Below are 24,275 nucleotides of genomic sequence, written 5' to 3' on the forward strand. Positions count from 1 at the left end.
GGTCGGAACTATGCGGCTTGCGCGGGGTGGTGGGCGTGTCGGATGAGGTGGCCCGGTCGGGGAAGGGGCGTCTGGACGGCAAGGTGGCCTTCGTCACCGGTGCGGCCGGAGGGCTCGGGCGCAGTCACGTCCGGCGGCTGGCCGAGGAAGGCGCGGATCTGGTCGTCGTGGACATCTGCCGGTCGGTCGAGACCGTGCCCTATCCGCAGTCGACGCCCGAGGACCTCTCCGAAGCGGTCGAGGAGGTCGAGGGTCTGGGACGCCGTGTCGTGGCGCGTGAGGCAGACGTGCGCGATCGGGACGCGCTTCAGGAGGCGTTCGACGCCGGGCTCGACGCGTTCGGGCGGGTCGACGTCGTCGTCGCCAACGCCGGCATCGCGCCGCTCCTGGTGGACGACCAGGTGCAGGCCTGGCACGACGCCATCGACGTCAACCTCACCGGCACCTTCCACACCATCGAGGTGGCCATCCCGTCGATGATCGACGCCGAGCAGGGCGGCTCCATCGTGATCGTCAGTTCCACGGCCGGGCTGGTCGGCATCGGCGGGGGCAGCAACGGCGGTCTCGGGTACGCCGCCTCCAAGCACGGTGTGGTCGGGCTGATGCGCACGTACGCCAACAACCTCGCCCAGCACAGCATCAGGGTGAACTCCGTGCATCCGACCGGCGTGGCGACCCGCATGGTCGTGGACCCGGCCATGGTCGAGTTCGTCGCCCAGGACCCGATCCTGTCCGAGGGGTCGCCCAACGCCCTGCCCGTGGACACCATCGAGGCGATCGACGTGTCCCACGCCGTGCTGTGGCTGGCCTCGGACGAAGCCCGTTACGTCACCGGTGTCACGCTGCCCGTCGACGCCGGATTCATCAACCGCCGCTGAGTCACCGAGCCGGAGGTCGCGCGCCATGACCGATCAGTACGCCGACACGATCCTGGTGGGTGGGCAGGTCAGGACGTCGTCGGGCTGGGCCGACGGGCTCGCCGTGCGCGCCGGGGTCATCGAAGCGGTCGGCGGTCGCGACGACGTGCTGCGACGGCGCGGACCGGACACGCGGGTGGTGGACCTCGCCGGCGACACGGTTCTTCCCGGCCTGCACGACCTGCACGTGCACCCGATCTACGCGGGAGTGCGCGAACGGCGCTGCAAGGTCCCGCAGGGCTCCAGTCTGGACGCGACCCTCCGCATCGTGGCCGAGCACGTGTCCCGGGCCGCCCCCGGGGCCTGGGTGCTCGGCGGTCAGTGGGACGCGTTCGCCCTCGGCGGCACCCCGGACCGGACCCTGCTCGACGCCGTCTCCCCCGATCATCCGGTCATCCTGGAGGACACCAGCGGACACAGCTCATGGGCGAACAGCGCGGCACTGCGGGCAGCCGGCATCCACTCCGGCACACCTGATCCGCTGGGCGGCTTCTTCGAGAGGGACGCGGCGGGTCATCCGAGCGGCATACAGCGCGAGACCGCCGCCGACCTGCTCGCCGCGTCCGCCCCCAAACCGACCGACGAAGAGGTCGAGGCGGCGCTGGAGTGGGCCCTCGACGAGATGCTCTCCTACGGCATCACCTCGTTCACCGAGGCCGCGGTCGGGTTCACCGCCGGGCCGCAGGCCGAGCTGCGCGCCTACACCCGGCTCGCCGCACGCCGGGCCATCAGGCAGCACGTGCGCCTGTGTCTCGTGTGGTCGCCCTACGACCCCCTGTGCGAGGACGTGATCGCCCACCGCAACCTCTACGCGAGCGACCACCTCGCCCCCGACTGCGTGAAGATCTTCCTCGACGGCGTGCCGACCGACAGCCACACAGCGGCGATGATCGACCCCTACAAGGACACGGAGGAGGGACGGGACGACGCGGCGGGCCGGTACGGGATGCTCGCGATCGCACCGGCGGTGCTCGACGAGGCGGTGACCCGGTTCGACCGGATGGGCATCACGGTCAAGTTCCACGCGGCCGGCGACGCGGCGGCCCGCGCGGCGCTCGATGCCATCGAGGCGGCCCGCACGGCCAACGGCCACGGCCCGCACATGCACAACGTGGGTCACTGCTCGTTCGTGACGAAGTCCGACATCGAGCGCGCCGCGCGGATCGGCGCCACGTTCGAGGTCTCGCCCTACCTGTGGCGGCCCTCCCCCATCTGCTCCGACATCACGGCCGCCGTGGGCCTGGAAGCGGTCGAACGCGCCTGGCCGGTGCGCGAGATGCTGGAGGCACGCGCGCTGGTCGTGGCGGGCTCGGACTGGTGCGTCGTGCCGTCGGTGAACCCGTGGGCCGCCCTGGAGTCGCTCGTCACCCGGCAGGAGCCGGGCGGCAGCGCCGACTCCTTGGGCCCGTCCCAGGCCATCACGCTGGAGCAGGCCTTCGATCTGTTCACGGTCAACTCCGCGCGCCAGGAGGGCATGACGCACCGCGTCGGCCGCATCGAACCGGGCATGCTGGCCGACATCGTCGTCGTCGACCGGAATCCCTTCGCGGTGCCGATCACCCAAGTGCACCGCACCGAGGTCAGGATGACCTTCGTGGAGGGTGCGCCGGTCTTCGAGGCAGGGGCGCACCGCTCCAAGGACTCCCCGCGGTGACGGCCCCTGGCCTCTCGGTCAGGCGAGTGCCGTGACACCGGGGCTGAGCAGCGACAGCAGCCGGCTCGCCACCTCTCGCGCGTCCGTCCCGGCCGCGTACACGTAGTGGTCGGGGCGCACGGCCACGGCGGTGGCGCCCAGGTCGTCGAGCCATCGCCGGTACGTGCCGTCCAGATCGGCGACCACGGCACCCGCGGCCGTAGCGCCGAGGCCGACGACGGTGATACCCACGTCCCTCAGCGAAGGCACGTCCAGCAGGGGAAGGTCCTGCTCGGCGACCAGGAGGCGGAAGCCACCGCCTGCGAAATCGTCCAGCAACCCGGTCCTGCGGCCGTCGCTGACACGCCCCTGGACCGACAGCCGGCCCCCGCCCGTGTCGAACATGCCGGGGCCGAGATCCGGCAGCCGCATGCGTTCGGGCTCCTGAAGCGCGGCTCGGCGGGCCAGGAGTGCGCGGTCGCGCTCGCGGGCCAGCTCGGGGTCGCGCAGCGTATGTTGGCGACCGAGCTCCATGCTCGCGAGCGTCACAGCGCGCACGTGCGGATCCCGCTCGCTCTGGTAGGTGTCGAGCGCCTCGGCGCCCTGTACTCCCCTGAGGACGAGATCCAGCTTGAAGGCGACGTTGAGTACGTCTCGTATGCCCGCGCACAACCCCTGGGCCAGGAAGGGCGGCATCTGGTGTGCGGCGTCCCCCGCGAGGAGGATGCGCCCCTGGCGCCATCGTGTGGCGACCAGTGAGCGGAAGGTGTAGGCGGCGACGCGGGCGATCTCGGCGTCGTCGCGGGACAAGTAGCGCTCCACGCGGGCCCAGACGCTGTCCGCCGCACGTTCCCGCTCGACGTCGCCCTCGTCGAGCATGAAGCAGAACCGCTGATGGTCGGCGGCGGTGGTGATGATGGTGGTCGGTTCGGCGGGATCGCCGATCTGCAGCATCGGCGGCAGTCCCAGTTCGGCGGCGGGCCGCCGGAGCGCGAAGTCGCAGACCAGCCAGGGCTCGGAGAAGCCGAGGTCGTCCTGCTCGATGCGGAGGGCCTCGCGTACGAAGCTGTTGCCGCCGTCGCAGCCGACCACGTACCGCGCGGAGAGGGCGGCGCCGTCGGCCGTGTCGACGGTGACCTGGTCACGGTCCTGGGTCAGGCCGACGACTGTCGTGCCGAAGCGGATGTCGACGTTCGGCAGTGACGCGCACAGCGAGTGGAGGGCCTTCTCCAGGTCCGGCTGGTGGAACATGTAGAGGTCGGCCCAGCCGTTGGTGCCGACGCTCCGGAACTCCTGCCGGATGAGGAGTTCTCCCTCGCCGTTCCGCCATTCGTACGCTTCCCGCTCCTGTAAGAGGGGCGCCAACTCGTCGGCCAGGCCCAGCCCTTGGAACGCTCGCATGACCTCGCCGTCGAAACTGGCGGCGCGGGGAAGGCCGTACGGGGCGGGGTAGCGCTCGCACACCACGACCGAGCGCCCGGCCCTGCCGAGCAGCGCGGCGAGGGTCATGCCGACCGGTCCGGCGCCGATCACGGCGACGTCGACGCGGGGCGACGTCTTGTTCGCCGCCTGTTTCTCCGTGGTTCCGTTGGCCATGGTGTCTCCGTTCTCCTGTTCCAAGGGCGGGGTCGTCGCGTGGGGATGAGGGCCCGCGGTCACGGGACGAGCACGAGCTTGCCGGGGGCGTGACCGGCGATTCCGGTCTTGTGGGCGAGGGCGGCCTCGTGCAGCGGATAGCAGGTGTCGATGAACACGCGCAGCTCGCCCGCGCCCGCGCGGGCCGCGAGGTCGGCGCGCGCGGCGTGCCGGATGTCGGTTCCCATGTCCTGGCCCGGCCCGTTGCCGATCACGTGGATGCCGGCGTGGACGCGTCGGTCGGTGCCGGTGATGGAGGCGATGCGCCGCCGGTCGGCGACCAGTTCCAGGGAGGTGTCGAGCGCTTCGTCGGTACCGGCGCAGTCGACGGCGGCGGTGACGCGGTCCGGTGCGACGGCGCGTACACGGTCGAGCAGGCCGGGGCCGTAGGCGATCGGGACGGCGCCGAGTTCGCGCAGCAGACCGTGATTGCGGTGCGCGGCGGTGGCGAGCACGGTGGCGCCCTGCGCGACCGCCAACTGGACAGCCATCAGGCCCACTCCGCCGGAACCGCCGTGCACGAGTACGGTGTCGCCCCGGCCCAGGCCGACGGCGTGCAGCGTGTGCGTGGCCGTGGTGCCCGTCAGCATCAGCCCGCCCGCTTCGGGCCAGGTCAGGGTGGCGGGCTTGGGGATCAGGGAGGTCACGGGGGCGGTGACGTACTCGGCGTAGGCGGCCGTCACGGGGTAGACGATCACTTCGTCGCCGATCCTGGCTCCGGTCACGTCGGCGCCGGTGGCCGTGACCACTCCCGCGCACTCCAGACCGAGCGCGGGCAGGCTGTCGAGAGAGAGACCGAATGAGTCCTGGTTGCTGTCGTCCACCGCGTGGAACGTGCCGCTGTAGAGCTTCCAGTCGATGGGGTTGACGCCGGCGGCGTGGACGCGGACGAGGACCTCGTCCGCGGCGGGGCGCGGGATCGGCTGTTCGAAGACGCGGAGGACGTCAGGGCTGCCGTACGCGGTGGGTCGCACGATTCCGGGCATGGGTGATCCTTCCGAGTGGGGTGTGGTTCGGTCCCGTCGGCGCGGGGGTGACGTGGCGGCGGCACGGTCAGGTGCCGTCGTCCCCGTGCCGAGGGTCGGTGGACGGCCTTGGCGGCTGCGGTCACGGCGCTGCGGTGACCTCGACGACCTCAGTCTCGAACGCCCCTGGCTTGATGTCTATTGCATACTTCGCACAGGTAGCTTGCGTCAGACGCAATTGAGGGGGGTCCGCTCGGCCGGGCGGACGGCTACGGACCCGCTCCCCGCTCCTATGCGCGGTACAGGGCTTGGGCCCGCTTCAGGTCGGCGGGGAGGTTCTGGCGGCCGAGGTCGAAGAAGTGGTCGACCTGCCATGCCTGGGTGCTGCGGGCCTGCCGGTTGGTCGTGGTCACCCACGGCGGATAGACGCGGAATCCGCGCTTCCCGCCGGAACCGTCCCGGGAGACGATGCCGCGCTCGCACAGCACCTCGCGCGGGAACACGAACTGCCCGAAGCCTTCGTCGTCGTGACTGCTGATCACGAAGAGGTCGACCCCGTCGTCGGTGTCGAAGGGCCGGATCGGCCCCTGCTCGGAGCGCTGCCACACGGTGACGAACTGACCCGCCTTCGTCGGCGTGGTCTTGCCCACGCGGAACCGGACCGAGCGTCCGTCGAGCGTGAAGGCGTACGCCGCGTACTCGGCGCCCTCCGGCTCGGGCACCGGCAGCGAGCAGACGAAGCCGCTCGGGTCGTACACCGACGCCTTCGCGGCCAGCAGGTCGTCGTGGAGCGCTGACCACGGCTGATGCGTCACCATGCACTCATCCTGCCAGCGCTTTCGTACGTGCTCGTCGTCGGCTCGGCCTGTCGGGGGCGCGCCAGGCTCCTTCGGGAGCGGCGTCCGGACTCAGGCGTAGCGGTCGAAGAGTGCCTGGACGTACTCCTCCAGCCGCCGGGTCAGCAGGGCGCGGGTCAGGGCGGTGCGGCCCACCTCGCGCCAGGGAACGGCGACCTTCTCGGCGTCCGGGGCGAAGGCCAGGGCGTCCAGCAGCCGCCAGTAGAGGTGGGCGGCCCGATCCTCGGCCAGGGTGCCGCCCGCCGCCGTGTAGCGGTCGGCGAAGTCCATGCCCGTGAGCACGCCGTGCAGCAGCGCCAAGGCCGTGGAGCAGTGCGCCACGTCCAGGTCGGCGGGCCCCAGGAGGTCTCCACCCAGTCGACGACGCCGCTGATCCTCATGCCGTCGCCGTCTCCCGTGAAGAGGACGTTGCCGGGGTGGAAGTCCCGGTGCAGGAAGCACGCCCGGTACGTCGGTGGCCGGCGGCGGATCACCTCCACGGCCCGTCGCCACAGCTCGGGGCGCGCGGTGTCGTCGGGTGGGCTCACCCGTTCGGGAGAGGTCCACGCCTGGTAGTCGCGCGGCCGTGACGCGGCGGGCACCGACAGCCGGTGGATGCCGAGGAGTTGCCGGGCCAGCAGCTCGGTGCGCCGGGCGGCCCCCTCGTCGTCCGGGCGCACGGTGCCTGGCAGCAGGGACATGGGCAAGGAGGGGTGATCGCAGTGCTCCGCCGTGGGGTCCACGGCCACCGGACCGGCCGCGGGCACATCCGCGCCGTCGAGCAGGCGCAGCACCTGCGCCTCGCGGTTCAGCAGACCCTCCGCGTGCCGGACGTAGAGCGGCTTGACGAATGATCGGAGGACCAGCGAGCGCCGCCCGCGCGGCCCGTCGATGTCCAGGCGGCGCATCTCCGAGGTCCAGCCGCCGCGCAGCCTCGCGGCCTTCTCGATGCGTTCCCCCTCCGACAGTCCCTTCTCCACCCAGGCGCGTGTCGCGCCCCATCCCTGATCCTCAAGATCGGCGCCGACGTGCCCGGCCCCCTCGCCCGTCACCATGGAGGGAGGCTGTCGATCACGTCGACGTACGTGATCGACTGCCCCTCCCGGTCGAGGAGGACCGGGGTTCTCCGTGTGGGCGCGCCCGTCACCCGAACAGATTCCAGTGCGAGCTCGCCCCGACGAAGCCGCCGGCGCTGGCGATCCAGCCCATGAGGGTCAGGGACATCGACAGCCGGAGGTGCCTTCCGGCGTCCACGCGCAGCCCCTGGCGTCCCACGGTCAGCTGCCACGTCGGCCTCGGCTGCTCGCTCTTCTTGTGTGCGCTCACGGCTTCTTCCTCTTCTCCGTTTCTCCGCGCTTCCTGGCAGCCCCGATTGCCGGGCAGGACGTGCGGCTGGTGACTCCATGTCATCCCGGCCGTTCTTCTCTGATCCAGGAATCGGGCCGGACCCGTACGAGATCGAATGACGGCGGTGAGCCGCCGAAAGACGCGGAATGTGACCGAACTTCGCCGAGGTTCCCGAAGATTCGAGAATGTTCGCCGAACGTCGGGATTGTTCGACGGCGCGCGCCTACGCTTCTCCTACTCAAGGGAGGGGACGCGACCTTGCGGGACGATTCTGTGGAGCAGCCGGACGCGGCTGAACTGGTCGCGGCTCACGAGCGCGCCCTGAGCGGGTTCGCCGAGGCGCTCGGCCTTCTGCACATCGACTGCGGCGCGCCGCCGCGCTCCGCGCTCACCAAGGGAGCGAGGGCCGCAGGCCGCTGCTCGCTGCCCGCGTCCTCCCTCACCGAGGTGTTCCAGGGCCGACGGCTGCCGAAGCTCGACTTCACCATTGAGCTGGTGCGGCAGTTGCGTCCGGGTGACCCGGACCTCCTGGACGAATGGCGCGACCGCTGGCGGGACGTCAAGCGGGCGGAGCACAGGGCGGCGTCGGCGCGGCGCGCGCTCAAGGCCCGCCCTCAGGGCGGAGCACCCGCCGTGCCCACCGTCCCTCACGAAGTCGAACAGGAGCGGGAACGGGACCAGGACCGGCCGGCGTCAAAGAAGGACCAGTCCAAGAACAACAGCTCTCGGCGCGCCCTCAAGAACAAGAACAAGGGCAGCCGCCGTGCGGAGGACGCTCCGCTCTGTCCGGTGTGCCGTCTTCCGACCCATCGGGACTTCGCGGAGGTCTGGGCCTGCGACGGCTGCGGAGGGATCAGCAGATGGGACGCGAGCGGCACGGTGATCCTCATGGACTCGTCCCGCGGAAGATCCTCCTCCGAGACCAACGCCTACATCTGCACGACCTGTGACCTGCTCGTCCACCCCCTCAAAATGCAGGGCGACCTCTGCCCGCGGTGCGGCACCAACCTCGTGACGGGTGAGCGGGCGAGGGACGACGACGCGGTCTGGTGACGACGTCGGGCCTGCCGTTTCCGTCCGGCTCGCCGCGCACCGCGGCGACCGCGGGCAGGCCTCAGTCGGCCCGGCCCGTAGCCGCCACCGTCACGCCCAGGCCGATCATCGCGAAGCCGCCCGCACCGCCGACCATCGAGAGGCGGCGGTCCGAGCGGGCGAACCAGTTGCGGGCCGCTGAGGCGCCCAGGCCCCAGAGGGTGTCCGTGACCAGGCCGATGGTGACCGGGACCAGGCCCAGCACCATCATCTGGAGCGGGAGACGGCCCGCCGCGTGGTCCACGAACTGGGGCAGGACCGCCGCGAAGAAGACGATGCCCTTCGGGTTGGTGACGCCCACGAAGATCCCGTCCAGGATCGTGCGCAGATCTCCGCGCCGCTCCCCCGCCGGGGCCTGGATGTCCGCCGCACGCATCTCCTTGCGGTGACGGAAGGCCTGCACGCCCAGGTAGACGAGATACACCGCTCCTGCGAGCTTCACGCCCACGAACACCGCCGCCGAGCTCTCGACCAGCGCGCCGAGGCCCCATGCCACGGCGACCACCAGGAAGTACGAGCCGATCAGGTTGCCGAGGACCGTGGCGAGCGCGGTGCGGCGGCCGTGGGCGAGGGCCCTGCCGATCACGAACAGCACGCTCGGCCCCGGAATCACGATCACCAGCAGCGACATCGCCGCGAACGCGAGAACGCGGTCCGTGGACACCATGCCCGTCACCTCCCGAACTACGGCCGGAGCCATGCAGACAGAGGGCCATACAAACAGATGGTGGACCGCCTTCTCCAGGCTCGCCCCCTACCGATCCGACCGCGGCGGCAACGACGGGCGCCCCTTGATGTGCCCCTCAGGGCAGGGGCCGCTCGGCGGCGGGCTCGGCGGCGGCGTAGGACGTCAGGCGATCGGCGAACGCGGCGAGGAGGGCGCGCAGTTCGTCGGGACGCTCGATGACGAACGGGCGATCGAGCGAGGCGAGCACCGGAGGCAGCCAGTCGAGCCGCTCCGCCCGCAGCTCGACGCGCAGCCAGCGCGTGGCCTCCCGGTCCTCGCCCGACGCGGGCACGCACTCCTCCAGGGTCGCGACACTGGCGGGAAGGCGGGCGCGGATCTGCTCGGCCGTCCCGTGGATCCGCAAGGTCACCGCATGCCGGTACTCGGCTGTGGCGAACCCCGACAGGACGCGCTGTGCCGGATCGTCGTCCACGGGCGGCTCGAAGGAACCGGGCAGGACCCGCGCGTCCGCGATGCGGTCGAGCCGGAAGGTGCGGTCCTCACCGAGGCCGGCGTCCTCGCCCGTGACGTACCACCGGCCCGCGTGGGCGACGATCCCGTACGCGTGCAGCGTGCGTTCGCTGCGGCGTCCGTCGCGGTCGGCGTAGCGGATCGAGACCGGCCGGCGGTGGCGCACCGCGTCGGCGAGGGTCAGCAGGACCCCGGCGTCCGGGGTGTCGACGTCGCCGGGCTGATCCGTGAAGGCGAGGGCGTCCAGGAGCGTGTCGAGCCGGCCGGCGATGTGCCGGGGCAGCACCCGCCGGATCTTCGCCGATGCCGTCTCGCTCGCCGTGCGTTCCGTCGTCGTCATCCCCGCGCGGCGGCCGGCGATCAGGCCGAGCAGCACGGCCAGGGCCTCGTCGTCGCTGAGCATGAGCGGAGGCAGGCGGTACCCGGGACCGAGGCGGTACCCGCCGTAGCGGCCTCGCACCGATTCCACGGGCACGTCCAGGTCGATCAGCTGGTCCACGTACCGCCGCACCGTGCGTCCTTCGACACCGAGCCGGTCGGCGAGTTCGGCCACCGTCCGGGTACCGCCCGACTGCAGCAGTTCCAGAAGGGTCAGTACGCGGGCGGTGGGTCGAGGCATGGTCGCAGCCTAATGCGGATACAGGACCGATTCTGTCCCCTATTTCTCCTAGCCTGCGACGTGCACGCCTCCCGCACAGCCAAGGAGATTCCCATGGACTTCGTCTCGATCCGCATCATCACCGGTGACGTGGCACGCCTCGTCGCGTTCTACGAGCGGGCCACGGGCGCGCGGGCGACGTGGGCCACAGAGGACTTCGCCGAGCTCAGGACCGCCGGCGCCACGCTCGCGATCGCCGGCACCCGCACCGTCCCCCTGTTCGCCCCGGGCTCCGCCCGCCCCGCGGCCAATGACAGCGTGATCACCGAGTTCCTCGTCGACGACGTGGACCGGGTGCACCAGAACCTGACCGGCTTCGTCACCGACGTCGTCGCCGGGCCCACCACGATGCCCTGGGGCAACCGGTCGCTGCTGTTCCGCGACCCCGACGGCAATCTCGTCAACTTCTTCACGCCCGTCGCCCCGGCGGCCATCGCGAAGTTCGCCGACTCGGTGTGACGAGGGTTCCGAGCCGCCGCGCCCAGGACGTGTCCGTCGATTCGGTCGTCAGGTCAGCGGTCCACCCAGCCCGGCACCCATGTGTCGTGCGGGGCTCGAGCGCCTGCGGTGCTCAGGCCGAAGGCCGCGATCCGCCTGGAGGCCGCCTGTTGGCTGATCCCCAGCTCGTCGGCCGCAGCCTGGAACTGGCCGGCCTCAGCGACGGCCACGAACGTCCGCAGCACTTCGACATCCACGCTTCCACCCTGCTGACACAACCATTGGTTGTGGGTGGTGTGGTGCCGGGTTGTTTGATCGAGCGTTCCGCGCGGTGGTGGGATCAGCGCATGTCCACTCGCACAGAGCAGGTTATGTACGTCCAGACGGCCGAGTTCGCGCGCCATGCGGAGCGGATCGCGGAGGTGACCGATGCGACGTCTCGACTGAACGTGCTTCCGTTCAGCGACGCCGAACGTCGCGCGGAACTACTTTCCGTTGTGTTCGGTGGCCCGCTGTCGGAGTCGGTGGTGATCTACCCGCCGTTCTTCACCGAGTGCGGGCTGAACACGACGTTCGGGGAGAACGTCTTCGTCAACCAGGGATGCACCTTCATGGACAAGGGAGGCATCCGTATCGGGAACGGCGTCATGATCGCCCCCAAGGTCAGCCTCATCACCGGAGGCCATCCGTTGCCCCTGGCCGAGCGCCGCGAGTACCTCTCCTTCGCCCCGATCGTCATCGAGGACGACGTCTGGATCGGGACGGCCGCCGTGATCACGCAGGGGGTGACCGTCGGTGCCGGTGCGGTGGTCGCCGCCGGTGCGGTGGTCACCCGGGATGTCCCTGCCGGTGCCGTGGTCGCGGGAGTGCCCGCCCGGGTGATCAAGACGATCGACTGAGCCCGCCGCAGCCCGAGGGCAGGGCCCGACGCCCACCGAGAGCCCGCCGGGCACGCTGTCGGCCGCCTAGAGCGGCGACGGGGCGATGACCTGTTCCGTCCAGATCGTCTTGCCCCGGGCCCCGTACCGGCATCCCCAGCGCGCCGCGAGCTGGGCGATCAGGAAGAGGCCGCGGCCGCCCTCGTCCGTGATGAGCGCGCGCCGCAGCCGGGGCTGGGTGTAGCTCGGGTCGGAGACCTCGCACACCAGCACGGGCCCGCGGATGAGCCGGAGCCCGATCGGCCCGCCCGCGTAGCGGATGGCGTTGGTGACCAGCTCGCTGACGATGAGTTCGCTGGTGAACTTCAGGTCCTCCAGGCCCCACGCCGTCAGCTGCTCGGTGACGTCGGTGCGGGCGTCGTGCACGGCCGCCGGGTCCACCGGGTACTCCCACAGCACGGTGTCGCTCTCGGCGACGGCCCTCGTGCGGGCGAGGAGCAGCGTGACGTCGTCGACCGGCCGGTCGTGGCTCGGATGACTGGCGATCATGTCCCGGCCCACCTCCTCCAGTGGGCGCTCGGGCCGGCACAGGCGCGCCAGGTTGGCGAGCAGTTCCTCGCCGCCCCGGGTCACGTCGTGGTCGTAGTCCACCAATCCGTCGGTGTGCAGGGCGAGGACGCTCCCGGGCGGCAGGGTCACATCGGCGACCTCGAAGGGGTTGTCCCCCACGCCGAGCGACGGCCCCGGGCTGAGGTCGACGAACTCCGCGCCTCCGTCGGGCCGGACCAGCGCGGGCGGGGGATGTCCGGCGGAGGCCATCTGGCACAGCCGGGTCACGGGGTCGTAGACGGCGAACAGGCACGACGCCCCGAGGACGTCGGGCTGCTCCGACTCGGCCTGCATGCGCTGGACCAGGTCGTCGAGGTGCGTCAGGAGCTCGTCCGGCGGCAGGTCGAGATCGGCCAGCGTCTGGACGGCGGTGCGGAGCCTGGCCATGGTGGCCGTGGCCTGCAGACCGTGGCCGATCACGTCGCCGACGACGAGTCCGATCCTCATCGACGACAGCGGCAGGGCGTCGAACCAGTCGCCGCCGACGCTGACGCTCCCGCTGGCGGGCAGATAGATCCCCGAGGTCTCGGCGGCCGCACTCGTGGTCACCGCCGGGGGCAGCAGGCTCTGTTGCAGGGCGAGGGCCGTCCGGTGCTCGCGGATGAACCGGAAGGCGTGGTCCAGCATGGCGGCGGTGCGGTCGCAGAGGTCCTGCATGAGCTTGACGTCGGCGTCGTCGTACGGCTCCGGCGTGCGGGTGCGGTAGGCGAGGACGTAACCGAACAGCCTGGCACGGTGGTAGAGCGGGCAGCCGAGCGCGCTGTGCATGCCCTCGGGCATCATCCGCGCCATCAGGTGCGGATCGTCGCCGACGGCCGCACGCCCGGTCGCGGCGTCGAAGACCCGCACCCCGCCGACCGCGACCGTGCTCTCGTCGTTGGGCGGGAGGGGGATCGGTTCGCCGGGCTGCACCATCTCCACCGGCCAGGTGCCGCTGACGGACTTGACCGCGACGCGGCGCGGACGCGATGCCTCCGCCCCCGGGTAGCCGAGCACGGGGTCGCGTCCCTGGAGCACGTCGTCCGGGAAGTCCACGCAGGCCATGTCCGCGAGCCCGGGAACGAGCACCTCGACGAGGTCGCGGGCCACGTGCACCACGTCGAGCGACTCGCCGATCTCGAAGGCCTGCCGGTACGCGTCGGCGAGGCGCCGGTTGGCGCGCAGCCAGGCGGTCACGTCCCCCACGGCGGCGGCGACCCCCACCGGCCTTCCCCGGGCGTCGTCGACCGGGAAGCAGGTCAGCGAGACCGTCAGGTCCGCGTCGGCCGGTCCGACGCGGCAGTCCACGCCGATGACCGGTGACCGGTGCTCGGCGACGCCGGCGAGGATGGCCCGCGCGGACGACCGCCCCTCGGCGTCCGCGGCGATCAGCCAGTCGGCCTCGGCGCCTTCCGGGCGCAGGGCGTCGAAGGCGGCGTTGGAGCGCACGAGCCGCAGATCCCTGTCGAACTCGGCGACGCCCGCGCCGTTCTGCGCCAGCAAGGACCGGCCCAGATCGCCGTCCCGCCGTGCCGCGTCGGCGGCGGCGCGCGGCCAGGCGAGGGCCAGGACCCGGTCCGAGGAGTGCGCGGCGGCCACCCTGACGTCGGCCGGGACGGAGCGGCCGGAGCGGTGGCGCAGTCGTACGCGGAGGCGGCGATCCGGCAGGCCGCGAGCCGGGGCGGGCCCCCCTTCCGTCGGCCTGGCGATGCCCAGCAGGTCCGCGGCGGTCAAGGACGTCGCTTCCGCCCCGGTCCAGCCGAGCAGCTCCTCCGCGGCGGACGACCACCAGACCACCCGGCCCGCGCCGTCGAGCAGCGCCGCCGCCCCGTCCGCTCCGGCGTCGGAGACCGGCCCGCGGTCCGCTGGACTCACTTCGTACCTCCTCATCGGGACGGGCAAGGAACGGACCATCGCAAGGGCCCCCACCTCAGCATGCGCCGCCACGGACGGCCGGGCACCCGGAAGGAAGCGGCCGCCACAGCTCGGACTTGTCGATTATCGATATGCTCCCCTAAGCTTGGACCTATCGAAAAACGATAAGGACGGGGCGCGGTGAACACGCGACTGACGAGGACCCTGGCCTCGGTGACCTTTGGACTGGCCGTGCTCTGCGGGCTCGCGTTCTTCGGCAAGGGGATCACGCACATGCTCGACGACGGGGCGATCTGCGTGGAGACGGACTTCTGGAGCAACGCCGCACTGGGCCCGGACGCCCTGCCGATCAACAAGGGCGTGGAGGCCACCAGCAATGCCACGCGTCTCTGCCAGGGAGATCCCTCCGCGGCTCAGCGCGCTGCCGAGCTCGGCGGCCAACTGCCCTGGCTGCTGTTCGGAGCGCTCGCGCTGTGGCTCTTCTCGCGGCTGCTGGATGCCGTCGTGGAGCGGGGACCGTTCACCGAAACGGTGTCGCATCGGCTCACCGTGCTCGGCTGGTTCGTCACCTTGGGTACGCCGCTGACCGGGCTCGTCGACGGCTGGTCGCACTCCTGGCTCGTCGGCAGCATGGCGCCGATCGTGGGGTCCGGACCGGCGGTCTCCCAACCCCAGGCACTCATCCTCGCGGGTCTCGCGGCGGTCATCATGGGGAAGATCATGCGCGAGGGCGTGCGCATGCGAGAGGACCTCGAAGGCACCATCTGATGCACGGACCCGAAGGGACCATCTGATGCCCGAAGAGGAACTCCACTCGATCCGGATCCACCTCGACCGGATCCTCGCCGAGCGGGGCATGACGCTCACCGAACTGTCCGCGCAGGTCGGCATCACCGTCGTCAACCTCTCCGTACTCAAGAACGGACGGGCCAAGGCCATCCGCTTCTCGACCCTGTCGAGGATCTGCGATGTCCTCCAGTGCCAGCCGGGAGACCTGATCACCCACGACCCCGCCGGCCCCACTGGGCCGACTTAGGCAGTCTTCTGGGTCCGGATTCCTGTGCTCGCCCCGCACGATGATGATCAAGGTGTGGGGCGAGGGGCCGCCCTGCGGTTGCACCTTCCGTAGCGGCATGTGGTCCGGTGGACCTACGTCCCGATCCCCTGCGAAAAGGTCCCTGCTCATGCATTCGTCTTTCATGCCGCCCCGCCAGGTCAAGATCGGTGACGCGGCGGCCTTCGTCGGCAGCACGCCGCGGGCGATTCGCCATTACCACGCGATCGGCCTGCTCCCCGAGCCCGAGCGGGGCGGCGACGACCGCCGCCGCTACGGGTACGACGACATGATCCGCCTGCTGTGGATTCGCAGGATGGCCGACGCCGGGATCGCCCTGGACGACATCCGTGACGCCCTTACCACCGGCAGGGATTCCACCGGTGCGGACAGCGGAGACGGTATCGCGGACGTCCTGGCGCGGTTGGAGGAAACCCTCGCGGAGCAGGAAGCGGAATTGCGGCGGCAACGGACCGCCGTGCAGCGGATGCGCACCGAAGGCAGCCGGATGGGCCTGCTCTCCGAGTTCGTCACCGAACGCCTCAAGGGCCTGCCCGAGGGCTCCCTGCGCCAGGCGGACCTGGACAGCCTGCTGGTCACTGAGCGGATCTTCGGCTCGCTCGGCGCGGCCGTCCAGGCCACCCGCTTCATCGCCCTCGCCACGCATCCCGCTCTGCGGGAGGATTCCGACCGCATCGACGCCGCCGAGGAGGCACTCGACGACAGCGTCGCCGTCGATGATCCACGGGTGGCTCAAGTGGCCGTCGAGCGGCACGTCTTCGAATGCGCCCTGCAGGCCGTCATCGAGGAGTCCGGCCTGGGTGAGGACGACGATGCCCTCTGCGACGCCTGGGACGCGTTGCACCCTGCTGCCGCCGATGACGGCGAGGACGAAACCGACCTCAGCTCCGGCAGGCGGGAAGCCGACTCCATGAGCGCGCTCGAAGCCATCGGCAAGATGCCCTACGACTTCTCCCCAGCCCGCCTGCGCTGTTTGGAACTGGCCGAAGAGCTGTCCGCCCAAGACTCACCCGCCGCCCAGAACACGGTCTAGGGCTCCGGCCGGGAAGGCGCACCGGGTCGTGCCGGTGGCGGGCCGGGTCGTGCCGGTGGCGGGCCGGTCGGCGGGAGGATGTACTCCCATCCGGGCTGCCAGTGAGCCGGAGCCCGGACGAGATCTTCGAGGCGGGCGCCGGTGAGCAGGCAGTCCAGGGCCCACCGGTTGGCCGAGTGGGCGATCAGCAGAATACGGCTGCCGTCCCGCTGGGCAGCGAGGTCGGCGAGGAAGTCCTCGGTGGCGTCCAGAACATCGCGGTAGCTCTGTCCGCCCGGGAAAGGCTCGTCGATGTACCGGCCCCGCAGCGGGGCAAGCGCGGCCTGCGGGCAGCCGTTGAGGCGCCCGTAGTTGCATTCACGCAGGCGGGGGTCCTGGTGGAGCGGCACCGTGGTGCCCGCGAAGGCGATTCACGCGGTGTCCACGGCACGGTGCAGGTCGGAGGTGAACACCGCCGCGATGCCGTCGTCACGCCGGCGGTCGCCGAGTTCCCGGGCCTGTCGACGGCCGGCCGTCGAGAGTGCGCCCGGCAGCCAGCCGGTGGCGATTCCGGCTTCGTTGTCGGTGGTGGTGGCGTGGGTCTCGTAGACAAGCCGGATCGGCAGCTTCTCCTCGGTCACGTCTGGCTCCCTTCGACCAGGGCGACTTACAGCAGTACTCACAGCAGTGACGGCACATGGCTCGTCAACTGCACGCGCGGCGCTGTTACATGCGTCATACCGGCTTGAACCTCACATCGATGTCAAGGAATAGCTTGGCGACGTCTTCGGCCGAGAGGCGGGCGAGGGCAGCGTGAGAGGAATCCGCGATGAGCACAGCCCTGGGGTACCGCAGCTTCGGTGGCGCCGAGGTCCACGAGTTCTTCGACCGGCCCGTTCCGTCGCCCGGTCCCCTCGAAGTCCTCGTCCGCGTCGCGGCCACGGGGGTCAACCCGCTCGATCACCTGCTCCGGTCCGGACACGTCCGGGAGTTGAACGGCCACGTGCCCTTTCCGCAGGTGCTGGGGATGGAGGCGGCCGGCACCGTCCTCGCGGTGGGTGACGACGTGACCGGGCCGGCCGTCGGCGACCGCGTCACCGGCTTCGCCCTGACCGGTGCCGGAACGTACGCGCAGACGACTCTGCTGCTCGCCGAGTCCACGGCCCGCATACCCGACGCCCTGTCGGAGACCTGGGCGGCGACCATCCCCGTCGCCGGCACCACCGCGCTCGACGTCCTGGACCAGCTCGCGCTGCCCGGTGGGGCGTCGCTGCTCGTGAACGGCATCGGCGGCGGCGTCGGGATCGCCCTCTCGCAGATCGCACGCGACCGCGGCCTGACCGTGGTCGGCACGGGCAGCGCGGCCAAGCGGGATCGCGCGACGGCGACCCGAGCGACCTTCGTCGACTACACCGCGGGCGATGTCGTGGCCCGGCTCCGGGCGCTGGCCCCGGACGGCTTCGACGCCGTGGTCGACACGGTCGGCGGAGACTCCCTGCGGCGCGTCGCCCCGCTGGTGACGAAGCCGGACGCGCTGATTTCGGTGGGCGACCCGTCCGTCACCGAGCTCGGTGGCGCGATGGTCCACCGCCGTCTCGACCGGCCCAGCCTCGATCGTGTCGCCGAACTGATGGTCACCGGTCGGCTCGATCCCCACATCACCGCGACCTATCCGCTGGCGCGGGCCGAGGAGGCGCTGGCACTCGTCGAGTCGGGCCACGCGTCGGGGAAACTCGTCATCGACATGCGGCTCTGATCTCACGCTTCGCAGTGACGACCGTCCCCGGCCGGAACGGAACCGCGCCGGCCCGCACCGAGCCGGTGCCGGGTGTTGGCCTCGATCAAGGCATTGAGGGAGTCCCGCGTCTCGACGAGTTGGGTGATGTCGGCGGTCAGGCGGTCCCGTTCCCTGACCATCGTTTCGAACGCTTCCTCGTGGACGTCGGCGTCGTCACTGTCCACACAGGGGAGCAACTGGGCGATCACCTTGCTCCCCAGTCCCGCGTCGAACAGCCGCCGGATGAGCCGGACCCGCGCGACCTCCGTCGCGGCATAGTGCCGCTGGCCGCCACCGGACCGCGCGCTGTGGATCAGGCCCTGCTCCTCGTAGTACCGCAGCGATCGGGCGCTGGCCCCCGTCAGCCGGGCCACTTCCCCGATCCGCATCGTCGCAGGGGGCGTCGTCGAGGTCACGAGGCCCCCGTCCCACGCGTCAACCAGTGCCGCATGGCGACAGCTTAGCCAGCACGCAGCCTTGCTTCGCCGCCTGCGCCGACGCCGGCCGAGGAACCCGGAACCTCCTCTTCCCTGTACGTGATCGGTAACAGAGCCGCGCGGCATGTCGGGTGAGGAGGCCAGGCGGGGCACACTCTGCTCAGCATCGAGTGCTGAGCCGAACGCTGACAGCCATCGCGCTCGGCCGACCACGGGGGATCGACATCATGCATACTCCTGCTCGCAGGAATCAGCGGCGTTCCAGGGCCTGGAAGCCATACGTTCTCGGGACGGTGACGGCCGTCGCGCTGCTCGCGGCCACGGCGTGCGAGCCGGGCGGAGACGACGGTTCGGACGACTCCAAGCCCTCGGGCCGGTCGAGCGCGACGGCCTCGGCGAGGCCGGGCGGCACTTCGGGCGACAGCGGCAAGAACGACGGGAACGGCAACAGCGGCGGAAACGGAGGCTCCGGCGGGAACGGAGGCTCCGGCGGTAAGAAGGCCGTTGCCGCCTGCACCGAGGATGTTCTCTCGGTCTCCGCCACGAAGGAACCGGCGGACAGCAAGGACGCCCGGCACCTCCTCATCACCGTCCAGAACGCCGGTGAGAAGAAGTGCGATCTCTACCGCTACCCCTACCTCCAGCTCGGCGCCGACGCCCAGAGCACGGTCCCGGTCATCAAGGACAGCGACCCGGACCCCGGCAAGCCCGTCACCATCGCCCCGGGCGAGGAAGCGCACGCCGCTCTGCTCGTGAGCGGCGGCGGCCGGGACGAGTACGAGGCGACCACCATCTCCCTCAGCCTTCAGGGCAGCAAGCCCGGCACGCAGTCCAGCGAGCCCATCGACGTACCTCTGCCGGTCGACACGCTGTACGCGGACGACGGGCAGCTCGTCACCTACTGGACGACGGCTTCCGGCATGGCTCTGGACTTCATCATGTCGAAGTGACGGGCCTCGGGGCGCCCGGCGGCCCCGTGCCGTCCCGCGGTACTCCGCGGGCAAGGAGGACGCCCGCCGCCAACAGCGCGGCGAGCGCCCCGTACCCGTAGGTGAGGGTGGCCACCGTGGCCACTCCGGCGACGAGCAACGGGCCGCCCGCGTCGCCCAGTTCACGGCCGAGTTCGGCGGATCCCATGGTCTGGCCCATGCGTTCCTCCGGCGTGGAGGCGGCCAGCGCGGCGAAACCGAGCGGGGTGATCAGGCCGGTGCCGATGCCGGTCAGGGCGGCGGCGACGAGTACGCCGGCCAGGCCGGGCAGCATCGCGGCGGCCAGTCCGGCCGCGGTGACCAGGAGCCCGACGAACAGTCCGGTACGGATGGTCAGGCGTCCGGCGTCCAGGGCGCGCCCCGCCTTCGGCTGGACGACGGCGGCGGACGTGGCGAGGACGGAGACGGCGGCGCCGGTCGTGACCGTGCCCAGTCCCGCCGCGGCGCCGGACACCGGCAGGAAGCCGACGCCGACGGAGAGCGCGGCGGTGGCGGCCGCGAGGGAGGCGGTGGGCCCGAGGAAGGACGGGTCGGCAAGGCGCCGGGCCAGGTCGGCGATGGTCTGCCGCTTGCGGGGCAGCGGCGGTACGACGGGAACCACGAGGGCCGCCCACGTGGCCACGGCCGCGCCGCACACGGCCATGACCGCGAAGAGCAGCCGCAGACCGCCGGCCCAGACCAGGACTCCGCCCAGCAGCGGGCCGAGGGTGTAGCCGATGGACTTGTGGAACCCGTAACTGCCGAAGGCACGGCCGCGTGTGGCGGCCGGGTTGAGGCGGGCGACAAGGGCGGAGGCCGAGGGTGAGAACGCGGAGGCCGCGGCGCCCTGGCCGAGGCGGGCGGCCCACAGCCAGCCGGGGCTGTCGGCGACCACGTACAGCGCGGAGGCGACGGCGAACGTGATCAGGCCGCCCAGGAGCACCGGTTTGCCGCCGATCCGGTCGGCCAGCGAGCCGAACACCGGCTTGAGCAGGACCTCGGCGCCGTCGTACAGGGCGAGCAGCCCGCCCAGGACGATCAGCGAGGTGACGGCGTCCTCGGAGAAACCGCCGAGGTTGGCGGCGATGCCGTGCGCGCCGAACGCGGTGGTGAATCCGGCCGCGTACAACGGCCACATGACGCGTGCGAGCGCGGCCGGGGGTGCGGGTCCATCGGGACGATCGGCTCGGTCGGGTCCCTCGGCGTTCGCCACGGGCGGGAATGTAGCAGCCGACACCTGTGGACGTACCTACGGTGGCGTGGCGTCGGGAATCAGCGCCTGGCCTGAGGCGGTCGGTCCAGCGCGCGCGCCGCCAGCCCCGCGAAAGCACCCAGGACGACGGCCCGAGCATCATGTGAACATGGACCCGATCCTCTCCCAGCTTCCGGACCGCTTCTGGACCGTCAGGTACGACGGTTCACGCTTCCCCGGTGCGGCGACCGTGACCGACCGGCCCGGCCTTGCCGCTGGCGCCAACTGCCAGCTGTTCGCGTACGAAGTGCTCCGGCACTTCGGTCTGGCGCCCGAGCCCCTGCGCTCCAGCGACCTCTGGGACGACACGCGGTCCACCACCCGCGTCACGGCTCCCGAGCCGCTCGATCTGCTGCTCTTCAACGCATCGGAGGACGCCTACGGTGCCCACGTGGGCGTCTGGGTCGATGACGACGCGGTCCTCCATCTCTGCGCCGAGGTCGGGCAACCGACCGTGTGGACGCTGTCCGACTTCGCGGAAAGGGAGCGCTACCGGGTCCTGGTCGGCATCAAGCGCGTGTCCGGTCGAGGAGGACGCTAGCCCGCAGGACCATCCGGGCCGAGAGGTACCGCGGTCATCCCGACGCGCGCAGTGCGGCGCACTCCTCCGTCCGGCGTGCCGAAGCCCGCCAGGGCCACGCAGTAGGCCGAGCCCGCGCAGCAGACCTCGCTGGCCAGCAGGAGGTCTCCCAGGCGCCGGCGGAACTCCGTTCGGCCGGAGACGGCGATGAGCCAAGCGGCGGTCCTGCGTTCACGCCAGCCGCCTTCGAGGAGTACGCCGAGCTCGTGCGAGGTGATGGCTCCGGCGTCGTCGGCGAGCGAGCGCGCCAACCGGTCGTACGCAGGCTCCTCCAGCCGCAGCAGGCTCCCGCCGAGTTTCATGTAGCGCCGCTCGGGCGCGACATAGCGACGTATCAGTTCCCGCAGCTCGGCATCTTCGTGGGCTTGGCGCACCACGTGATCGTGGCGCACTGGAGCGCAACCGGACGAGTTGTTTTCCGGGACCCACGTAGGGTGCCGAGTGCCTGTCGGCACCGCACCACGCGTCAGGGAAGGTCGGTTGTGTCGAAACTGCACATCGTCACCGGGGCTCCGGGGGCAGGGAAGTCCACGCTCGTACGGCACCTGGGCGCATTCCCGTTCGCCACCGTCGATTTCGACGAACTGCCCGACACGGACGGCAGTCTGCTCGGCATCGACATCACCTCGCCCTCGGCCGGTGCCGTGTGGCCCGCCTACAACAGGCTCTGGGTGAAGATCGCGGCCATGCTGCTGCGGAGCGGGCAACCGGTGCTGGTCTCGTGTCCCTTGACGCCCGGCGAGTGGGCGAGCGCGAGCGAAGGCGCGGTGGACGCGCCGCTCGACGTCGTCTGGGCCCGGCTCGACTGCGCGGACGCCGACAGGCGCGCCCGGCTTGCCGCCCGTGGGTGGGAGACCGGCGACATCGAGGACGCGCTCAGGGACGCGGAAGAGCTCCGCCATGAGGTGGACCGGGAATTCACCACCAGCGGCCGCGGTCCCGGCGAAGTCGCCGCGGCGGTCGCCGACTGGGTCGGTTCGGTGCGCGGTTCACCGGCTTCCGCGGGCCCGGCGGTGTGAGCCGGACCCGCGGAAACCACCGCCGCCTCCGGGGGTTGCTTCAGCCTCCGTACACGCACTCCGCGATCGTCGCGTGCTTCTGCCAGCCCAGCGTCTCGTAGAGGGCACGGCCCGCGTCGGTCGCGCCGAGCACTCCGAGGTGGGCTCCCGCGTCCAGCGCGTGGTCGCCGAGGACGTGCATCACGTACCGGCCCAGTCCGCGCCGGCGGTGCGCCTCCTCGGTCACGATGCGGTCGGCGACCGCCGCCTCTCCGAGCAGCGCCATCTGGCCCTGGGCCGCCGGTCCGCCCGCCGCGTCGCGCACGCGGACGTGGAGGACGGAGTCGATGGTCTCGACCGTCGTCGTGTACCCCTCGGGCGCGACCGGGTTCGTGCGGGTGAGGTCGGCGGCCATCAGGTGTCCGGTCTCCTCGTAGGCCGTCCTCCACCCCCGGGGCAGCCAGGGCTCGATGTCCTCCGGTTCTGCGGGCGTCTTCATCCAGGTCCGCGGGGCGGTCACCGAGGCGGCGGCCCGGCGGACCAGTGACTCGTCGGCCTCGGGCAGGACGTGCCGTGCCGTTTCGACCGCGTTGCCGGCCACCTCGATGAAGAAGCCCCACGGCATCTTCGTCGGCGGCGGAGTCCGGCGTGACGCGGCCCAGCCCGCCGCCCATGTCCCGACCATGTCCGCAACCCTCAAGCCCTGCCGCATCGTCATCAGCCGCACCCCCGTCGAGTAATGGTCCTGTACCAGCAGCGCATATTACGGCGTCGGTCGGCGACCGGCATCTGGTTCTGCGACCCGGTCAGGGGCCAAAGGCGCCTCCCCGTCGCCGAGTTATCTTGCTCGGGCGGGAGAGGGCCGTCCCGGCGGTCCGGCCGGACATCACAGGGTGGGAGTTGACGCGTTGACCATGGGTGCTCAGGACGCGCTCGGCACGGCGGAGCGGCTGCGGGCCATCAGCCGTGAGCTGGCGGACCGCTTCTACGAGCGGGACGACGTGGTGCGGACGCTGGTGGTGACCCTGCTGGCCGGGCAGCACTCGCTCGTGCTCGGCCCTCCCGGTACGGCCAAGTCCGAGATGGCCCGCGCACTCACCGGCCGGATCGACGGAGCCTCCTACTGGGAGATCCTGCTGTCGAAGTTCACCGCGCCCACACGGATGTTCGGCCCCATCGATGTCGCCGCGCTCGCCCGGGGCGAGTACCGCCAGGTCTACGACGGCCGCGCCACGACCGCCCATGTCGCGTTCATCGACGAGATCTTCAAGTGCTCGACGGCCGCCCTGAACGAAACCCTCGGCTATCTCAACGAGCGCATCTACCACCCCGAGAGCGGCGGCGAGCCCATCCGCTGCCCCCTCATCGGGGCCATCACCGCGAGCAACGAACTGCCCTCAGGGGAGGAATCGGCCGCGATCTACGACCGGCTCCTCGTGCGGATCGAGGTCGGGTACCTGGAGGATCCCGCGAACTTCGCCGCGCTCGTGCGCTCCGCCGTCGGCCGCCCGGCCCCACCGGCTCGCACCACCGTCGACCTGGCCGCACTGCGGCACGCCGTCACCGAAGCCGTACCGGCGGTGGACGTCCCCGATGCGATCGTGGACGCGGTGTGCACGCTGCGGGCCGCCCTGCGCCGCAAGGAACTGGTCGCCTCGGACCGGCGCTGGCGCCAAGCGGTGGGCCTGCTGCAGGCCTCCGCCTACCTCGACGGCCGCCCGGCCGTCACCGAGGGCGACCTGTCGGTCCTGACCCACGTGCTGTGGGACTCCCCCGCCGAGCGTCCGACCGTCGAGCGCGAGGTGCTGAACCTGGTCAATCCCGACGCCAAGGAGGCCCTCGACCTGGCGGACGTCATCGCGGAACTGGAGACCCAGCTCGACGCCATGGCCGGGCAGTCCCGCGAGGCGCTGAGCGACTGGGTCATCAAGAAGGCCCACAACAAGCTCGCCACGGCCGGCAAACGGTTGGAGACGCTCCGCGAGGAAGCGGTGGGCGCCGGGCGCTCGACCGCCACCATCGACCGCGTCACCGGCCGCCAGCGCGCGGTCCGCGCCCGCGTCCTCACCGAGGCCCTCGGGATCGACGCGAGCATGGCGCAGGCCCAGCTCTGACC

The 24,275-nt window shown here is 71.3% G+C and carries 23 protein-coding genes and 4 pseudogenes; 13 read left to right on the forward strand and 14 right to left on the reverse strand.

What is annotated here, in order from left to right; genetic code table 11:
* Positions 1-35: 35 nt before the first annotated feature.
* The gene (locus AOK22_RS11725; protein WP_237773156.1) at positions 36-878 is read left to right on the forward strand and encodes a mycofactocin-coupled SDR family oxidoreductase; all 843 of its coding nucleotides are present in this window, start codon (positions 36-38) and stop codon (positions 876-878) included.
* 25 nt (positions 879-903) lie between these two features.
* The gene (locus tag AOK22_RS11730) at positions 904-2,571 is read left to right on the forward strand and encodes an amidohydrolase (protein ID WP_055698543.1); all 1,668 of its coding nucleotides are present in this window, start codon (positions 904-906) and stop codon (positions 2,569-2,571) included.
* Positions 2,572-2,589: 18 nt separating this feature from the next.
* Here the strand turns inward: AOK22_RS11730 and AOK22_RS11735 are convergent, their stop codons facing one another.
* The 5 genes and pseudogenes from AOK22_RS11735 to AOK22_RS11755 form a co-directional block, all read right to left on the reverse strand.
* Complete coding sequence (locus AOK22_RS11735) at positions 2,590-4,146, reverse strand: bifunctional 3-(3-hydroxy-phenyl)propionate/3-hydroxycinnamic acid hydroxylase (protein WP_055698544.1); 1,557 nt, start codon at positions 4,144-4,146, stop codon at positions 2,590-2,592.
* A 59-nt stretch (positions 4,147-4,205) separates the two neighbouring features.
* A complete protein-coding gene (locus tag AOK22_RS11740) occupies positions 4,206-5,171 on the reverse strand; it encodes an NADP-dependent oxidoreductase (RefSeq protein ID WP_055698545.1) in 966 nt (321 codons plus the stop codon).
* Positions 5,172-5,440: 269 nt separating this feature from the next.
* Complete coding sequence (locus tag AOK22_RS11745; protein ID WP_055698546.1) at positions 5,441-5,968, reverse strand: MepB family protein; 528 nt, start codon at positions 5,966-5,968, stop codon at positions 5,441-5,443.
* A 90-nt stretch (positions 5,969-6,058) separates the two neighbouring features.
* Positions 6,059-7,041, reverse strand: a pseudogene (locus tag AOK22_RS11750) (phosphotransferase family protein).
* 88 nt (positions 7,042-7,129) lie between these two features.
* The gene (locus AOK22_RS11755) at positions 7,130-7,312 is read right to left on the reverse strand and encodes a hypothetical protein (RefSeq protein WP_055698547.1); all 183 of its coding nucleotides are present in this window, start codon (positions 7,310-7,312) and stop codon (positions 7,130-7,132) included.
* A 279-nt stretch (positions 7,313-7,591) separates the two neighbouring features.
* Between AOK22_RS11755 and AOK22_RS11760 the strand changes: the two genes are divergently transcribed.
* On the forward strand, positions 7,592-8,386 hold the full coding sequence (locus AOK22_RS11760) for a hypothetical protein (protein ID WP_141753721.1): 795 nt from the start codon (positions 7,592-7,594) through the stop codon (positions 8,384-8,386).
* Positions 8,387-8,447: 61 nt separating this feature from the next.
* Here AOK22_RS11760 and AOK22_RS11765 read toward each other — a convergent pair whose 3' ends face one another.
* Together AOK22_RS11765 and AOK22_RS11770 are read right to left on the reverse strand one after the other, a co-directional pair.
* Entirely contained in the window at positions 8,448-9,092 is a 645-nt protein-coding gene (locus tag AOK22_RS11765) for a LysE family translocator (RefSeq protein WP_055698549.1), read from the reverse strand.
* A 136-nt stretch (positions 9,093-9,228) separates the two neighbouring features.
* Positions 9,229-10,242 (reverse strand): helix-turn-helix transcriptional regulator, encoded by a 1,014-nt coding sequence (locus AOK22_RS11770; protein ID WP_055698550.1) that lies wholly within the window; start codon positions 10,240-10,242, stop codon positions 9,229-9,231.
* 93 nt (positions 10,243-10,335) lie between these two features.
* On the opposite strand from AOK22_RS11770, the gene AOK22_RS11775 reads away from it, so the two are divergent.
* Positions 10,336-10,740 (forward strand): VOC family protein, encoded by a 405-nt coding sequence (locus AOK22_RS11775; protein ID WP_055698551.1) that lies wholly within the window; start codon positions 10,336-10,338, stop codon positions 10,738-10,740.
* Between the two features lie 122 nt (positions 10,741-10,862).
* Here AOK22_RS11775 and AOK22_RS39640 read toward each other — a convergent pair.
* Positions 10,863-10,976, reverse strand: a pseudogene (locus tag AOK22_RS39640) (helix-turn-helix domain-containing protein); the annotation flags it as partial.
* A 114-nt stretch (positions 10,977-11,090) separates the two neighbouring features.
* Between AOK22_RS39640 and AOK22_RS11785 the strand changes: the two are divergent.
* Complete coding sequence (locus tag AOK22_RS11785) at positions 11,091-11,618, forward strand: DapH/DapD/GlmU-related protein (protein ID WP_107101919.1); 528 nt, start codon at positions 11,091-11,093, stop codon at positions 11,616-11,618.
* Between the two features lie 66 nt (positions 11,619-11,684).
* Here AOK22_RS11785 and AOK22_RS11790 read toward each other — a convergent pair whose 3' ends face one another.
* Complete coding sequence (locus AOK22_RS11790) at positions 11,685-14,060, reverse strand: SpoIIE family protein phosphatase (protein WP_079036498.1); 2,376 nt, start codon at positions 14,058-14,060, stop codon at positions 11,685-11,687.
* Between the two features lie 180 nt (positions 14,061-14,240).
* Between AOK22_RS11790 and AOK22_RS11795 the strand changes: the two genes are divergently transcribed.
* The 3 genes from AOK22_RS11795 to AOK22_RS11805 all read left to right on the forward strand — a co-directional run bounded on the left by AOK22_RS11795 (position 14,241) and on the right by AOK22_RS11805 (position 16,168).
* Positions 14,241-14,828 (forward strand): DUF2975 domain-containing protein, encoded by a 588-nt coding sequence (locus AOK22_RS11795; RefSeq protein WP_055698554.1) that lies wholly within the window; start codon positions 14,241-14,243, stop codon positions 14,826-14,828.
* Between the two features lie 25 nt (positions 14,829-14,853).
* Complete coding sequence (locus tag AOK22_RS11800) at positions 14,854-15,096, forward strand: helix-turn-helix domain-containing protein (protein WP_055698555.1); 243 nt, start codon at positions 14,854-14,856, stop codon at positions 15,094-15,096.
* A gap of 148 nt (positions 15,097-15,244) precedes the next feature.
* Positions 15,245-16,168, forward strand: coding sequence for a MerR family transcriptional regulator (locus AOK22_RS11805; RefSeq protein WP_055698556.1), 924 nt, complete (start codon positions 15,245-15,247; stop codon positions 16,166-16,168).
* Here AOK22_RS11805 and AOK22_RS41860 read toward each other — a convergent pair.
* Positions 16,165-16,830: pseudogene (locus tag AOK22_RS41860) on the reverse strand (histidine phosphatase family protein). The gene AOK22_RS11805 and the pseudogene AOK22_RS41860 overlap by 4 nt on opposite strands.
* Before the next feature lie 146 nt (positions 16,831-16,976).
* Here AOK22_RS41860 and AOK22_RS11815 point away from each other — a divergent pair.
* Entirely contained in the window at positions 16,977-17,903 is a 927-nt protein-coding gene (locus AOK22_RS11815; RefSeq protein ID WP_055698557.1) for an NADP-dependent oxidoreductase, read from the forward strand.
* 2 nt (positions 17,904-17,905) lie between these two features.
* On the opposite strand, the gene AOK22_RS11820 is transcribed toward AOK22_RS11815, so the two are convergent.
* Positions 17,906-18,313 carry a MerR family transcriptional regulator gene (locus AOK22_RS11820; RefSeq protein WP_055698558.1) on the reverse strand — a complete coding sequence of 136 codons (408 nt, stop codon included), beginning with the start codon at positions 18,311-18,313 and terminating at the stop codon, positions 17,906-17,908.
* A 341-nt stretch (positions 18,314-18,654) separates the two neighbouring features.
* Between AOK22_RS11820 and AOK22_RS11825 the strand changes: the two genes are divergently transcribed.
* Positions 18,655-19,311 carry a DUF4232 domain-containing protein gene (locus AOK22_RS11825; protein WP_244164745.1) on the forward strand — a complete coding sequence of 219 codons (657 nt, stop codon included), beginning with the start codon at positions 18,655-18,657 and terminating at the stop codon, positions 19,309-19,311.
* On the opposite strand, the gene AOK22_RS11830 is transcribed toward AOK22_RS11825, so the two are convergent.
* Complete coding sequence (locus AOK22_RS11830) at positions 19,298-20,467, reverse strand: MFS transporter (RefSeq protein ID WP_055698559.1); 1,170 nt, start codon at positions 20,465-20,467, stop codon at positions 19,298-19,300. The two genes, AOK22_RS11825 and AOK22_RS11830, sit on opposite strands and share 14 nt — an antisense overlap.
* A 223-nt stretch (positions 20,468-20,690) precedes the next feature.
* Here AOK22_RS11830 and AOK22_RS11835 point away from each other — a divergent pair, with 223 nt between their 5' ends.
* Positions 20,691-21,122: an NlpC/P60 family protein gene (locus AOK22_RS11835; protein ID WP_055698583.1), complete on the forward strand. Its 432-nt coding sequence runs from the start codon at positions 20,691-20,693 to the stop codon at positions 21,120-21,122.
* Positions 21,123-21,196: 74 nt separating this feature from the next.
* On the opposite strand, the pseudogene AOK22_RS11840 reads toward AOK22_RS11835, so the two are convergent.
* Positions 21,197-21,535: pseudogene (locus AOK22_RS11840) on the reverse strand (DUF6000 family protein); the annotation flags it as partial.
* 108 nt (positions 21,536-21,643) lie between these two features.
* Between AOK22_RS11840 and AOK22_RS11845 the strand changes: the two are divergent.
* Positions 21,644-22,180, forward strand: a complete 537-nt coding sequence (locus AOK22_RS11845; protein WP_055698560.1) for an AAA family ATPase — start codon at positions 21,644-21,646, stop codon at positions 22,178-22,180.
* Positions 22,181-22,220: 40 nt separating this feature from the next.
* Here AOK22_RS11845 and AOK22_RS11850 read toward each other — a convergent pair whose 3' ends face one another.
* Positions 22,221-22,844, reverse strand: a complete 624-nt coding sequence (locus AOK22_RS11850; RefSeq protein ID WP_244164746.1) for a GNAT family N-acetyltransferase — start codon at positions 22,842-22,844, stop codon at positions 22,221-22,223.
* Between the two features lie 229 nt (positions 22,845-23,073).
* Here AOK22_RS11850 and AOK22_RS11855 point away from each other — a divergent pair, with 229 nt between their 5' ends.
* The gene (locus AOK22_RS11855; RefSeq protein WP_055698561.1) at positions 23,074-24,273 is read left to right on the forward strand and encodes an AAA family ATPase; all 1,200 of its coding nucleotides are present in this window, start codon (positions 23,074-23,076) and stop codon (positions 24,271-24,273) included.
* Positions 24,274-24,275 lie beyond the last annotated feature (2 nt).

Source organism: Streptomyces silaceus (genome assembly GCF_001419745.1).
GTDB classification, from domain to species: Bacteria; Actinomycetota; Actinomycetes; order Streptomycetales; family Streptomycetaceae; genus Streptomyces; species Streptomyces silaceus.